Here is a 14,632-nt window from a genome sequence, read left to right as displayed (position 1 = left end):
ATTTTTTCAATTATTTACACTCGCTGGTCGCTTCCGAAGAAGCTCTTGAAGGACTCAATAGCTGTATCACGGTTCAGTGCCGCGATAGATGTTGTCAATGGTATTCCTTTAGGACAAGATTGCACACAGTTCTGGGCGTTTCCGCATCCCATCAAGCCTTCTTCATCCATAATCGTTTGCAGGCGTTCACTCTTGTTCAGTTCACCAGTTGGGTGTGAGTTGAACAGGCGAACCTGAGAAAGGGGAGCAGGACCGATGAAATCAGACTTGCTATTCACATTTGGACAAGCTTCCAAACAAACTCCGCAAGTCATACATTTTGATAATTCATAAGCCCACTGGCGTTTACTTTCTGCCATACGCGGCCCAGGTCCAAGATCATAGGTTCCATCAATAGGAATCCATGCTTTCACTTTCTTCAGTGAATCGAACATGCGGCTTCTATCTACCGCAAGGTCACGATTGACAGGGAAAGTTTTCATAGGTGCCAGGCGGATTGGCTGTTCCAGTTGGTCAACAAGGGCTGTACACGATTGACGCGGTGTTCCGTTGATCACCATTGAACAGGCTCCACACACTTCTTCAAGACAACCCATATCCCAGTAAACCGGAGTAGTCGCTTCTCCGTTAGCGTTGACTGGATTACGGCGGATTTCCATCAAAGCAGAGATAACATTCATATTTTCACGATATGGAATTTCGAAAGTTTCTTCATAAGACGGTTCATCCGGGTGGTCTTGACGTGTAATTATAAACGTAATCGTCTTGTTTTCGCTCATCATCAATGACCTCCTTTATTTACTCTTCGAGTAGTCACGTTTACGCGGCTCGATGAATGATGTATCGACATCGTCGTATCTAAAGATTGGTTTGTTATTTACTTTATCGTACGTTGCAACCGTAGTCTTCAACCAATCTTCGTCGTTACGATCAGGGAACTCAGGCTTGTAATGTGCGCCACGGCTTTCATTACGATTATAAGCTCCTTGAGTAATAACACGGGCAAGCTGAAGCATGTTCCAAAGTTGTCTAGTAAACATAGCTCCCTGATTGCTCCAACGGGACGTATCGTTGATATTGATGCGTTCATAACGCTCCATTAATTCTACGATCTTTTCATCCGTTTTCAGAAGTTTCTCATTTTCCCGTACAACGGTTACGTTATCCGTCATCCACTCTCCAAGTTCTTTGTGGATTTGATACGCATTCTCATCGCCGTCCATGGCCATGATCTTATCAAACTTCTCTTGCTCTTCTTTTACCCTTGCTTCAAATAGTGTAGATGTCATTTCATCAGAAATTTTGTCCAAACCTTCTGTGTATTTAACAGCGTTTGGTCCAGCAACCATTCCACCGTAAATAGAGGAAAGTAAGGAGTTGGCACCTAAGCGGTTCGCTCCGTGCTGAGTATAATCACACTCGCCTGCTGCAAAAATGCCAGGAATAGCAGTCATTTGATCAAAATCTACGTGCATCCCACCCATGGAATAGTGAACAGCAGGGAAAATCTTCATTGGTACTTTACGCGGATCATCGCCTACGAATTTTTCATAGATTTCGATGATTCCCCCAAGTTTTACATCAAGCTCTTTCGGATCTTTATGAGAAAGGTCGAGGTAAACCATATTCTCTCCATTAATTCCTAGCTTTTGATTCACACACACGTCAAAAATCTCACGTGTCGCGATATCACGAGGGACTAAGTTACCGTAAGCAGGGTATTTTTCTTCAAGGAAATACCATGGCTCTCCGTCTTTATATGTCCAGACTCGTCCACCTTCACCTCGGGCAGATTCACTCATAAGACGAAGCTTATCGTCTCCAGGAATAGCAGTTGGGTGGATTTGAATAAATTCACCATTAGCATAGGCGACGCCTTGCTGGTAAAGAGCCCCAGCAGCAGAACCTGTATTGATTACAGAGTTTGTAGACTTACCAAAAATAATCCCTGGTCCGCCCGTTGCCATGATGACGGCATCAGCTGGGAAGGCTTTGATTTCGTGGTTGCTCAGGTTTTGACCGATGACACCACGACCAACACCCTCGTCGTCTACAATGGCAGATAAGAACTCCCAGTTTTCATATTTCGTTACAAGTCCGTTCACCTCATGGCGACGTACTTGTTCATCTAATGCATAAAGGAGCTGCTGCCCAGTCGTAGCCCCTGCGAAGGCAGTACGGTGGTGCTGCGTCCCTCCGAACCGTCGGAAGTCCAATAGACCTTCAGGTGTACGGTTGAACATTACTCCCATACGGTCCAGCAAGTGAATGATCCCAGGCGCTGCCTCACACATTGCTTTTACGGGAGGCTGGTTCGCTAGGAAGTCTCCCCCGTAAACGGTATCATCGAAGTGTTCCCAAGGAGAGTCACCCTCCCCTTTCGTATTAACAGCTCCATTAATACCTCCTTGAGCGCAGACAGAGTGAGAGCGCTTAACGGGTACAATGGAGAGCAAATCTACGTGAACCCCTTGTTCTGCTGCTTTGATTGTTGCCATAAGGCCGGCAAGACCGCCACCGACAACAACGATGTTTCGATTAGTCATGATTGAAGCTCACTCCCTTAATTTCTATATATCTACAACGTTTGTACAATTACTATTTATATGCCGTACGCGAACTGAATCAATGTACGTACACCAATGTAAGAAATAGCAACGAAAATAATAATACTCGCATACGTCATGATCAATTGTGAGCGCGGAGAAACTGTAATCCCCCAGCTTACAAAGAAAGACCATAAACCGTTTGAGAAGTGGAAAGTAGTAGATACAACCCCTACTATGTAGAACCAGAAGAAAAATGGCTCCGTCAGGATACTTTCCATCAGCTGATAATTCAATTCAGCCCAGCCAAACCCGATGGCAATACGGGTTTCCCAAACGTGCCAAGCGATGAAAATCAATGTAATGATTCCAGTGACACGCTGAAGCATGAACATCCAATTTCTAAAATATCCGAAATTAGATAAGTTGCTTTTTGCTGTGAATGCAATATAAACACCGTAAATGGAGTGAAATAAAAGTGGTAAAAAGATAATAAAAATCTCCAGAACATAACGATATGGCAAGCTCTCCATAAAGTGAGCTGCATCGTTGAATGCTTCTGGACCACGTGTTGCAAAAAAGTTCACAGTCAAGTGCTGGATCAAAAAGATCCCAATTGGAAGGACTCCTAGTAATGAATGTAGTCTTCGATTAACGTATCCGCGTGTTCCCGCCATATTTACCCCCCTCAAGATGATAACAGTTTAAATTATGTACATTATTCAGACAGTTAAGCGCTTTTATAAAACCTTAAAATAATAGGAAAATCCCCTTGTTTTCCTAGCCAATCCTGCTGAATGTACAAATTGTGACATGTTTATTGTACTCCTACCCAGTTGGAGCGTCAAGAAACCACGTTCATAAAATGCTCAAAAATACACATTTATTTCCTTTGTCTAAAATGCAACAATTATTATTGCGCCAAATTCCATTTCAGGTGATAATAAAGGTGGAGAAAGGAATGAGCGTTATGCAACAATCTACTAAGTTAAACACCAATAACATCTCTTCATTGGTAGGGACCGGGGCAGGGTTTGACCTCATGCGCTACTATACTTTACCCGACTTTCTTGGTAAGGATGCTCCCTATATGCTTTACTATATGGGGAAAAACATAGCACGCCAAACGGACATCTATGACTTTGATGATCTTTATGAATTCTTTCAATACATGGGGTGGGGAGAACTATCCCTCGTTAAGGAGAAGAAAAAAGAATTGATTTTCCACCTTACCGGACATATCATTGAAAAGCGCCTGAACCAAAAACTCTTTACCGTAGATTTTCGATTGGAATGTGGCTTTTTAGCTGAAACCTTACAAAAGCTAACCGAAAATACTTATGAATGCTTTGAAGAGATCAACGAAAAAGAAAATTACATAGAACTGAAAGCGATGAAAGGATAAATCTCATTCGCATTAGAAAAAGAACCAGCTGTTATTCTTCAGCTGGTTCTTCTTCTTCCTCCTGATTCAAATGAATCAATATCGTATTAGCAACAGGTTCAGGAATTCCAAGTTTCGTTATCTCCTGAAGCTCAGCACTTTTTATCTCAGGAACGGACTTAAAATGACGCAGCAATAAACGTCGACGTTTCTGTCCTACTCCTGGAATTTTATCGAGCTCAGATTGAATGGCTCCTTTTCCACGAAGCTGTCTGTGGAAGGAAATCGCAAACCGGTGGACTTCGTCCTGAATGCGCTGTACGAGATAAAATTCTTGTGATTTGCGGTTTAGATCCATCGGTATAGGCGGATCTCCATAAAGCAACTCACTCGTCTTGTGTTTATCATCTTTAGCCAGGCCGCAGAGAGGTATATCTAAACCAAGCTCATTTTCAAGCACATCTAAAGCAGCTGACATCTGCCCTTTTCCTCCATCGATGACAATCAAATCTGGAAGCGGCAGTTCTTCCTTCAGCACTCGTTTGTACCTTCTTCGAATAACCTCTCTCATTGTTTCGTAATCATCCGGTCCTTCAACATCACGGATTTTATATTTTCGGTACTGTTTTTTATTTGGTTTACCGTCAATAAAAACAACCATCGCAGATACCGGGTCAGCTCCCTGGATGTTAGAGTTATCAAATGCTTCAATTCGGTGAGGCGTTTCAATATTCAAATGCTCCCCGAGTAACTCGACGGCTTTAATTGTCCGTTCTTCATCTCGCTCAATCAAGGCGAACTTCTCTTCAAGTGCTATTTCTGCATTTTTCATAGCAAGTTCAACAAGTTCTTTCTTGCGCCCGCGCATCGGAATATGAACTTTTGTATCTAATGCACCTTCTAACACTTCTACATTCGTAGCCACTGGAACAAGCACTTGCTTCGGATAAGGATGATTTTGATGAAGATAAAAACGTCCAATATAGCTGATGAAGGTTTCCTCTGGATCATCGAAAAATGGAAATAAGGCTACGTCTCGTTCAATCAGTTTGCCACGCCTTACGAAAAAGACTTGGACACACATCCATCCTTTATTGTAAGAATAGCCGAAAACATCACGATCCATTTGATCGTTCATTGTCATCTTCTGCTGCTCCATCACTGACTCGATGTGCTCGATCTGATCACGCAGCTCTTTTGCCCGTTCGAAATCCAACTCTTCAGAAGCTTCATACATTCGATTTTTAAGATCTTTTTTAATCGCAGCATGTCCGCCACTTAAAAAGGAGGTTATATTTTGTACGATTTCCTGATTCGTCTCTTTAGACACAGGAAACTCACAAGGTCCTAAACACTGATGCATATGATAGTACAAGCAAACTCGATCCGGCATCGTATTACATTTACGTAATGGATATAACCGGTCCAATAATTTTTTTGTTTCTCTTGCTGCAATAACGTTTGGGTAAGGTCCAAAGTACTTTCCTTTGTCTTTTTTTACATTCCTAGTAACAATTAACCGAGGATGACGCTCGGCTGTGACTTTAAGGTATGGATACGTTTTGTCATCCTTAAGCAGTACATTATATTTAGGGTCGTATTTTTTTATCAGATTCATTTCCAGGATAAGGGCTTCAATCTCAGAAGTCGTTACAATATATTCGAAATCGACGATCTCTCTTACGAGGCGCTGGGTTTTTCCATCATGGGCTCCTGTAAAGTAAGAGCGAACACGATTTTTTAGAACTTTCGACTTCCCAACATAAATGATCGTACCATTTTTATCTTTCATTAAATAACAGCCAGGCTGGTCCGGTAAAACAGCTAACTTCTCTTTAATTTTAGAATTCATCTGTTTCACTCCATTGTTTGAAGTCTATATAAAAAATTTACCATAAGTAGTGTCTCTTATACAGCAAAGAACCGCGCTGCGAGGCAACGCGGTTCTCTGCTCATGATTACTTCTGTCCATTAGGAATGTTTTGTAATCAATTCAGCTAGCGCTTCTTTAGGTTGGAAACCGATCACTTGATCAACGACTTTACCGTCTTTGAAAAGAAGAAGCGTTGGAATACTCATAACTCCGAACTTTCCAGCTGTTTCTTGGTTTTCGTCTACATCAAGTTTAACGATTTTCACTTGGTCGCTCATTTCATCGTCAAGTTCCTCAAGAACCGGAGCGATCATTTTACAAGGTCCGCACCAAGGCGCCCAGAAATCCGCCAGTACTAAACCTTCATTTGTTTCTTCTGTAAAGTTTTGATCAGTAGCTTTTACAATTGCCATTTCGATAATTCCTCCTCGAACTCTAATCTGTTTAGAGTATATCACTCTTTTATTTTGAGTGACTAATAATTTGTTTATACCCTATTTAAACATGTTAAAAAGCCGAAGCCAAATAATCGGCTTCGGCTTTCGAGCAATTAAGCGTTCACTTTCATTTCTTTCACTTCTTCAATAAGCTTAGGTACGACGTCAAACAAATCACCGACTATCCCGTAATCTGCAACATTAAAAATGTTTGCTTCAGGATCTTTATTAATGGCTACGATTACTTTAGAGTTGGACATTCCAGCTAAGTGCTGAATGGCACCAGAAATACCGCAGGCGATATAAAGATCCGGGGTTACTACTTTACCTGTCTGACCAATTTGTAACGAATAGTCGCAGTATCCCGCATCACATGCTCCGCGTGATGCTCCTACTGTACCTCCCAGTACATCAGCAAGTTCCTTCAATGGTTCGAAGCCTTCAGAACTTTTCACTCCGCGTCCTCCGGCTACAATTACTTTGGCTTCAGATAAGTCTACACCATCAGAAGACTTACGGATAATATCCTTAATAATTGTGCGGATGTTACTAATTTCAACTTCCTTCTCAGTCACTTCTCCTGCTAAAGAATCATCACGATTTAGTGCAGGAATGTTATTTGGACGAATCGTTGCAAAGACTAATCCGTCAGTGATTTCTTTCTTTTCAAAAGCTTTACCAGAGTAGATTGGGCGAGTGAACACGATGTTCCCGCCTTCTGCTACAACTTCTGTCGCATCTGAAATAAGGCCAGACTCTAATTTACTCGCTAATTTCGGTGTTAAATCTTTTCCGATCGCTGTGTGGCCCATGATGATTCCTTCAGGGGATTCTTCTTCAATAACCTTGTAAACAGCTTGACCGTACCCGTCGGATGTATACGTTTTCAATTCTTCGTTTGAAACAGTGATGACTCGCGTCGCTCCATGGTATACCATCTCTTGACCCATTTCACTCAAGTCCCCTGCTCCGCACAGCACTCCAACCACTTCACCGCCATCACTTACGATATTGGCTGCTGCAATGGCCTCAAACGTAACATTACGCAAAGAACCTTCTCTAGCTTCCCCGATCACTAATACTTTTTTACTCATAACGATTCTCCTTTCCCTTATCTATTTACAGTACTTTCGCTTCCGTTTTCAGTAAAGATACAAGTTCTTTCACTTGATCATCGACTTCCCCTTCAAGCACTTTGCCGGCTTGTTTTTCAGGTGGTAAGAAAATTTCTGTTGTTTTTGTTTTTGGTTCAACATCATCTTCATCTAAATCTAAATCGTCGATTTCAAGCTCATCTAGAGGCTTTTTCTTTGCTTTCATAATCCCTGGAAGGGAAGGGTAGCGAGGTTCGTTCAGACCTTGCTGACAAGTGACAAGCACTGGAAGGGAAGTATCGACTTTTTCGACATCTCCTTCAACATCGCGTTCGATATGAACATTTTCTCCATCAATTTCAATGCTTGTAATCGTCGTTACACAAGGAATGTTCAGACGTTCTGCTAATCTTGGTCCGACTTGTCCGCTTGCTTCGTCAATGGCTACATTACCTCCCAGGATAATGTCTACATCACGGTCTTCGAAGAAAGCTTCTAAGATCTTCACCGTGGTGAACTGGTCCCCTTCTTCAAGGTCATCTTCTGTGTTGATTAACACAGCTTTGTCAGCTCCCATGGCAAGAGCTGTGCGTAATTGTTTCTCAGACTCTTCTTCTCCTATGGTTACAACTGTTACTTCACCACCGTGTTCATCGCGAAGGTTAATCGCTTCTTCCACTGCATATTCATCATAAGGGTTGATGATGTACTCAGCACCATCATCCTCAATTCTCCCATTACTTACTGAGATTTTCTCTTCTGTGTCAAAAGTTCTTTTTAATAAAACGTAAATGTTCATGTACATTCCCTCCTGAACTATTGATCGTTAAAATTAGGTTTTCTTTTTTCGATAAACGCCTGGATGCCTTCTTTGGCATCTTCATTGCCAAATACTTGCCCAAAGGCTTCTGCTTCAGCATTGATTCCTTCATTGAACTGTGGTGTGTGCGTGTAAGGAACAAGCTTCATAACATGCTGAATCGTCGGGCCGCTCTTCGATGCAATGGCATGAGCCAGCTTTTCAGCCTCCTGGAAAAGCTCTTCAGAAGAATAGCTTCTGTTCGCCAAACCAGCTGTTACGGCTTCTGCACCACTAATCGGAACTCCCGTCAGCATCATTTCATACGCTTTTGCTGAACCTACATATCGAGGCAAGCGCTGGGTACCAGCAAAGCCAGGAATAATTCCTAGATTAAGCTCTGGAAGACCAAGTTTCGCATCTTCAGCAACGTAGCGGATATGACATGCCATCGCTAGCTCCAATCCCCCTCCAAGCGCAGCCCCATGAATAGCGGCAATTACAGGGATATGGAAATTTTCAATACGATTGAACAGTTGCTGCCCTTTACTTGCGAGACTTTTATAGTCGGAAGCATCCTGTAAAGAAGTAAATTCTTTAATGTCTGCTCCAGCAGAGAAGAATTTTCCTTCCCCTTTTAACAAGATTGCCTTAATAGAAGGATCCTGTTCCACCCTATCCAGATCTTCAGATAAATCGTTTAAGATGTGAGTGGAAAGAGCGTTAGCCGGCGGGCTTTCAATCGTAATTTCAGCGACATGTTCTTTCACTTGCATAGTTAATGTTGACAATAGCTCTCTCTCCTTTTTACTTATCAGAATGGGCTAGTCCGTGAACGATCAAGCTATGGACTTCTTTCGCTTGGCCTACTATGTTATAGCGCTGATCTTTCATGACCCAATTGGTCACCGTCTCATCCATCGTTCCGAAAATCATTTGCCGAACGAGACGGCGATCCATGCCACTACGGAACAACTTTTCTTCCACACCTTCGTCGACGATATGATCAATAACGTTCAAATATCGTTTGAGAACTTCATTGATCTTCTGCCTCAATTCTTTGTTCGATTGACGAAGCTCCAATTGAGTAACTATCGCCAAATGGTGGTCAGCAGCCAGCTGGGTGAAATGCGTTTCAATTAACGTTAGAAGCTTCTCCTCAGCTGTCTGCCTGGAAGTTGTTTCTTGCTCAATCTTTTCAATGAACTGCCCCATTTTTTCTTGAAAGAGGGATACGAGAATATCTTCTTTATTTTTGAAGTAAAGGTAAATTGTACCATCCGCCACTCCAGCTTTTTTTGCAATTTTAGACACTTGAGAGGAGTGGTATCCATTTTCGGCGATTACTTCAACCGCTGCTTCTATAATCTGTTTGTACTTTGGTTTGTTTTTTTTCAATAAAATCTCCTGCCTTATGAATCGTGAAAATGAATGAACGGTCATTCACCTATTATATTACATCCCAAAAAATATTCTGTCAACTTTTCTTTAATAATCTTTTTTCACGTATTACACACTCTCTGACTCTTCTAATTTTCTCTTTTCCTCCTCTACGAGAGAGCGGCGAAGAATCTTACCGACGGCTGTTTTAGGCAATTCTTCACGAAATTCGTAAATTCTAGGAACTTTAAAAGCCGCCATGTGCTTCCTGCAGTATTCATTCAACTCATCTTCCGTTATATCGCTTCCTTGTTTTTTTACAATAAAAGCTTTGACTGTTTCTCCACGGTAAGGGTCAGGAATTCCAACTACGACAGCTTCCTGAATCTCGGAGTGTTCATAAAGCACTTCTTCGACTTCTCTTGGATAGATGTTATAACCTCCGGCAATGATCATATCCTTCTTACGGTCTACTACGAAGAAGTATCCATCTTCATTCATATATCCCATATCCCCTGTGCGAAACCAGCCATCCTCACTGAGTACTTGCGCCGTTTCCTCTGGACGATTCCAATACCCTCTCATCACTTGAGGTCCTTTAACAACGATTTCACCAATCTCTCCGAAATCGGCTTCTCCTTCCCCATCCATCTTAACGATTTTCGCATCTGTATTTGGCCAAGGTATCCCCACACTTCCACTCACCCGTTTCCCCCAAACTAAATTGGAGTGCGTCACAGGAGAGGTTTCGGTCAGACCATATCCTTCTACCAGTTTTCCTCCCGTCACTTTCTCGAATTCCTCTTGTACTTCCACTGGAAGAGGGGCCGAGCCGCTTAGGCAAGCTTCAATCGAAGATAAATCGTACTTATTTAAGTTCGGATGGTTCAGCAAAGCAATATAGATGGTTGGAGCTCCTGGGAATAACGTTGGTTTTTGTTTCTCTATAACCTTCAAAACCTCTTCAGCATCAAATTTAGGCATAAGAATCATTTTACTCCCCATCATTACGGAAAGATTCATCACAGAAGTCATTCCGTAAACGTGGAAGAAAGGCAAGACTCCAAGGACTATATCTTTACCATCCTTAGATTTATACAGCCACCGCTTAGACATTTGCGTATTAACGACAAGATTATAATGCGTGAGCATAACACCTTTTGGAAATCCAGTCGTACCTCCTGTGTACTGAAGTAGCGCCAGGTCCTCCACTGGATCAACTTCTACAGGTTCAAACTCACCCATGCTTTGATCGAGGATATGCGGCCAGAGGTGTGTATCGCTAGATTGCTCAGGTCTAACGAGTACTTGATATTGCCGCTTTTGTATAAAAGGATAGATTTTATTTTTGGGGAACGGAAGATAATCTTTAATGCCCGTTACGATGATATGCTCAAGAGAAGTTTCAGCCTTGACGTTCGCTGCCTTAGGATAAAGGATATCCAGACAAATAATCATTTTTGCTCCGGAGTCTTTAAGCTGATATTCGAGTTCACGCTCCATATAGAGAGGATTTGTTTGAACAACAACTCCTCCAATTAGTAAGACCGCGTAGTAGGAAATAACAGATTGAGGACAATTTGGAAGCATGATAGAGACTCTGTCACCTTTTTCTAATCCTAAATCCTGCAAGTAACTGGCTAAAGCTTTGGACTGATCATACACTTCTTTGTAAGACAATTCCTTACCCATAAAATAAAGCGCTTTCTTTTCGCCGTATTTTTTTGCACTATCCTCTAAGTAATAGTGCAGCGGGTGTTTATCGTATTCGATTGTAGCAGGGACTTCTGGTGGATAATGAGCATGCCAAGGACGATGAAAGGTTGCCATTCCAAAACGCCTCCCCTTTTAGTCTTATATCACTATTATAACGATAAAGGAAGGATATTTGAATTACAATTTATAATTTTGAGAAAATTACCATCTAAGACAAGTTCGAAAAAGTAAGAGACTGGGACATAAGTAGAACAGAGGTTTAAAAATAACCGTTGAAAACTTTCTCAGGATCACGCAGATCGTTAGCGTAATCAATACCCGGAAACTCCTATGGGAACATCACTTCCTGCAGGAAAGTGTTCATTGCCTCTCAAAGAAGCTCTAGGCCGTGCCCGTGGCAAGCGAGGTGTTTTGACGGATCGATTATTGAACTCCTTTCTTGCCACAAAAAAATTCCGACACGATTTTCAACGTAATCGTTCGGAATTTTCTTGGGTCATTCAGACTTATCCATGGCCTCATCTTTTTATAATATAAAAAATAATACACCTACAATCAAAAAGACCGCAGCCACGACTAATAAAATTTTTGCTAAGGTTTCCATACACGTTCTCCTTAAATGATATTCGCTCCAATAACATAAGAGAGTCCGACAGAAATGACTAAGGAAATAAATCCTACGGCTCGGTTATCCGCCTCAATTTCTTCGTCAATTTTAAAGGAAGGAGTTAAAAATTCATAAATGAAATAACCGGACAACAAAAGGACAAATCCGAAAATACCCCATCCCATTGTTTGAAGAAGAGAATCATTGTGTTCAATGGAAAAACGAAAAATATTAGCGATACCAAAGATCTTTCCGCCGGTTGCCATGGCTACAGCTAAATTTCCTCGTTTTATTTCTTTCCAATTATTGTAGGAGGTAACGATTTCGAAAACGGCCATAAATACGATCAGGCATAAAACGACCACACTATATCTTGCGGCAGTTTCAACTAAAGAGTATTCCCAAAAACCATCCATGTCTGTCCGCTCCCTTTGCTCTATACTTAGTTAAGTTCTAAAACGGTGACACCGCTACCGCCTTCGTTCATGCCGCCTGCACGGTAATCCGATATGTTCCGATGATTCTTAGCATAGTTTTGAACAGCTGTCCTTAGTGCTCCAGTCCCTTTTCCGTGAATAATAGAGACTCTCGGGTATCCTGCAAGGACAGCATCATCAATATATTTTTCCAATCGATTCAAGGCATCTTCATAGCGCTCCCCTCGCAAATCCAGTTCTGTCTTCACGTGAAAAGCCTTTCCTTTCACTTTTGCCATCGGTTTTTCTTTGTATGGCTGTTCTGATTTTATAAACTCCAGTTCCTTCCTTTTCGCCTTGACTTTCATAACGCCGACTTGGACCTGGTACTCATTTTTTCCCGTTTGCTCCACAATCGTTCCGTTCTGGTTTAAGGTTAGGAGTTTCACTTCATCGCCTGCCTTTAGTTCGCGCATTTCTTTGTTAGGCTTAGGCGCATGCTCTTCTTTCTTTTTCTTCGCAAGCTCCGGCTTTGCCTCATCAAACATTTTTCGTGCTTCGATCCATTCGTGTTCCTTCATTTGCGCTTCTGATTTCATATTGCGAATTTGATTCACAATCTCTTCCGCTTCTTCTCTTGCCTGCTGGATTGCTTTTTCCGCTTTTTCTTCTGCTTTTGCATAAAGCTTCTCACGCTTGTCCTCGAATTGATTCCACTTTTCCTGCAGCTGTTTCTTCAATTCTTCTGCTTCTTGTAAAATTTTTTCCGCTTTCTTGTAGTCCTGCTCGGCACCCCGCTTGGACTCTTCCAGAGAAGCGATCATATTTTCTACACTTCGAGAGTCGACTCCAATTTGCTGTTTAGCTGATTCAATTATTGTCTCCTCTAACCCTAATCGTCTTGAAATCTCAAAGGCATTACTTCTGCCTGGTACACCGATCAATAATCGGTAGGTTGGTCTCAAGGTTTGAATATCGAATTCGACAGAAGCATTCACGACCCCTTCTCGATTATAACCGTACGCTTTTAGCTCCGGATAGTGGGTGGTAGCGATGACTCTCGCCTTTCTTTGCACCACTTCGTCTAAAATGGACATAGCAAGAGCAGCGCCTTCCTGCGGATCGGTGCCAGCTCCTAATTCATCAAAAAGAACTAAAGATTTCTCATCCACATGCTTTAAAATGTCAACAATGTTTGTCATATGAGAAGAAAAGGTAGATAAGCTCTGCTCGATGGACTGTTCATCTCCAATATCGGCATAAACCTCTTGGAAAACAGCCAATTCACAACCATCCATTGCTGGAATCTGCAGTCCGGACTGTGCCATGAGCGTGCATAAACCTACGAGCTTCAATGTGACCGTTTTACCGCCTGTATTAGGTCCTGTGATGACAATGGATGTAAAGTCTTCGCCGATTTCAACGTCATTAGGAACCACTTCATCTTCAGGAATCAGTGGATGACGCGCCTGGCGCATTTTTATACGGCCTTCATCATTCATCTCAGGCAAAGATGCTTTCATTAATTTTCCTAACTTTGCCCGGGAAAACATGAAATCCACATGTCCAAGAATCGCAACATTGTCATATAATCGTGGCTGGTCTTCAGCAATAGCCTCAGAAAGCTCTTTCAAGATTTTCTCAATCTCATGCTTTTCCTGTACTCGTGCTTCTTGCAGCTGGTTATTTAAATCTACGACAGACTGAGGTTCAATAAATAAAGTGGCGCCAGAGGAGGACTGATCGTGAACAATCCCGCCAATAGACCCACGGTACTCTTGTTTTACTGGCAGCACATACCTCTCGTTTCGTATCGTTACAATCGCATCAGAAAGCATTTTTGATTTAGATTTCGTAAATGTGTCCATTTTCTCCCGCACGCGGCCTTCGTTTGTACGGATTTTTGAACGTATGGTCCTTAGTTTATCTGAAGCACCGTCCATCACTGCCCCATGATCGTCGATACAGCTGCGGATTTGCCTCTCAAGTTCTCGAAGCGGCTCAATTCCTGAAACAAGCTCACGTAAAATGGGCATTTCCGGCTCTTCCATATCTTCAATAAAACGGCGAAGCTGCCTCCCTCCATAAATGGTGCTTGCGATATCAAGACATTCAAGTGCGCTTAACACGCCACCTATGGTCGTTCGCTTCAAACTTGGTTTAATATCAAATATTCCACCAAGAGGAACATGTCCTTTTAATCGAAGCACTTGAGCAGCTTCATCTGTTTCTTTTTGCAAAAAGCGGACTTCTTCAAGGTCTGTAGAAGGCTTTAATGCTGCCACCTTTTCCTTTCCTAGCGAGGAAGCTGCCTGCTCGCTCAGCTGATCGATTATTTTTTTATACTCTAATACATGAAGGATTCGCTGATTCATTATGT

Annotated in this window: 13 protein-coding genes; 1 reads left to right on the top strand and 12 read right to left on the bottom strand. The window is 42.1% G+C overall.

The features are described 5' to 3' along the window. Nucleotides 1–14: 14 nt before the first annotated feature. The 3 genes from sdhB to HM131_RS08425 are packed head-to-tail and all read right to left on the bottom strand — an operon-like array spanning nt 15 to nt 3,223. Nucleotides 15–779 (bottom strand): succinate dehydrogenase iron-sulfur subunit, encoded by a 765-nt coding sequence (sdhB, locus tag HM131_RS08435; protein ID WP_085031877.1) that lies wholly within the window; start codon nt 777–779, stop codon nt 15–17. A gap of 15 nt (nt 780–794) precedes the next feature. Beyond that, nucleotides 795–2,546, bottom strand: coding sequence for a succinate dehydrogenase flavoprotein subunit (gene sdhA, locus HM131_RS08430; RefSeq protein WP_085029344.1), 1,752 nt, complete (start codon nt 2,544–2,546; stop codon nt 795–797). A gap of 56 nt (nt 2,547–2,602) precedes the next feature. Continuing rightward, on the bottom strand, nt 2,603–3,223 hold the full coding sequence (locus HM131_RS08425; RefSeq protein ID WP_085029343.1) for a succinate dehydrogenase cytochrome b558 subunit: 621 nt from the start codon (nt 3,221–3,223) through the stop codon (nt 2,603–2,605). A 284-nt stretch (nt 3,224–3,507) separates the two neighbouring features. Here HM131_RS08425 and HM131_RS08420 point away from each other — a divergent pair, with 284 nt between their 5' ends. Continuing rightward, complete coding sequence (locus tag HM131_RS08420) at nt 3,508–3,951, top strand: YslB family protein (RefSeq protein ID WP_085029342.1); 444 nt, start codon at nt 3,508–3,510, stop codon at nt 3,949–3,951. Between the two features lie 31 nt (nt 3,952–3,982). Here HM131_RS08420 and uvrC read toward each other — a convergent pair whose 3' ends face one another. The 9 genes from uvrC to HM131_RS08375 all read right to left on the bottom strand — a co-directional run bounded on the left by uvrC (nt 3,983) and on the right by HM131_RS08375 (nt 14,627). Further along, a complete protein-coding gene (gene uvrC, locus HM131_RS08415) occupies nt 3,983–5,782 on the bottom strand; it encodes an excinuclease ABC subunit UvrC (protein WP_085029341.1) in 1,800 nt (599 codons plus the stop codon). A gap of 119 nt (nt 5,783–5,901) precedes the next feature. Further along, nucleotides 5,902–6,216, bottom strand: coding sequence for a thioredoxin (trxA, locus tag HM131_RS08410; RefSeq protein ID WP_085029340.1), 315 nt, complete (start codon nt 6,214–6,216; stop codon nt 5,902–5,904). A 137-nt stretch (nt 6,217–6,353) separates the two neighbouring features. After that, nucleotides 6,354–7,334, bottom strand: coding sequence for an electron transfer flavoprotein subunit alpha/FixB family protein (locus HM131_RS08405; RefSeq protein ID WP_085029339.1), 981 nt, complete (start codon nt 7,332–7,334; stop codon nt 6,354–6,356). 25 nt (nt 7,335–7,359) lie between these two features. Further along, nucleotides 7,360–8,133 carry an electron transfer flavoprotein subunit beta/FixA family protein gene (locus HM131_RS08400; protein WP_085029338.1) on the bottom strand — a complete coding sequence of 258 codons (774 nt, stop codon included), beginning with the start codon at nt 8,131–8,133 and terminating at the stop codon, nt 7,360–7,362. A 17-nt stretch (nt 8,134–8,150) separates the two neighbouring features. Further along, complete coding sequence (locus HM131_RS08395; protein WP_085029337.1) at nt 8,151–8,924, bottom strand: enoyl-CoA hydratase; 774 nt, start codon at nt 8,922–8,924, stop codon at nt 8,151–8,153. A 16-nt stretch (nt 8,925–8,940) separates the two neighbouring features. Further along, complete coding sequence (locus tag HM131_RS08390) at nt 8,941–9,531, bottom strand: fatty acid metabolism transcriptional regulator FadR (RefSeq protein WP_157130781.1); 591 nt, start codon at nt 9,529–9,531, stop codon at nt 8,941–8,943. 111 nt (nt 9,532–9,642) lie between these two features. Continuing rightward, nucleotides 9,643–11,343 (bottom strand): long-chain-fatty-acid--CoA ligase, encoded by a 1,701-nt coding sequence (locus HM131_RS08385; RefSeq protein WP_085029335.1) that lies wholly within the window; start codon nt 11,341–11,343, stop codon nt 9,643–9,645. A gap of 501 nt (nt 11,344–11,844) precedes the next feature. Beyond that, nucleotides 11,845–12,252, bottom strand: coding sequence for a DUF350 domain-containing protein (locus HM131_RS08380; RefSeq protein ID WP_085029334.1), 408 nt, complete (start codon nt 12,250–12,252; stop codon nt 11,845–11,847). Between the two features lie 26 nt (nt 12,253–12,278). Then, nucleotides 12,279–14,627 carry an endonuclease MutS2 gene (locus HM131_RS08375; protein ID WP_085029333.1) on the bottom strand — a complete coding sequence of 783 codons (2,349 nt, stop codon included), beginning with the start codon at nt 14,625–14,627 and terminating at the stop codon, nt 12,279–12,281. Nucleotides 14,628–14,632 lie beyond the last annotated feature (5 nt).

The sequence above is a fragment of the Halobacillus mangrovi genome (assembly GCF_002097535.1).
GTDB lineage: Bacteria > Bacillota > Bacilli > Bacillales > Halobacillaceae > Halobacillus > Halobacillus mangrovi_A.
The sequence above is the reverse complement of the archived record's forward strand: the minus strand, read 5'-3'. Positions and strand labels throughout refer to the sequence as shown.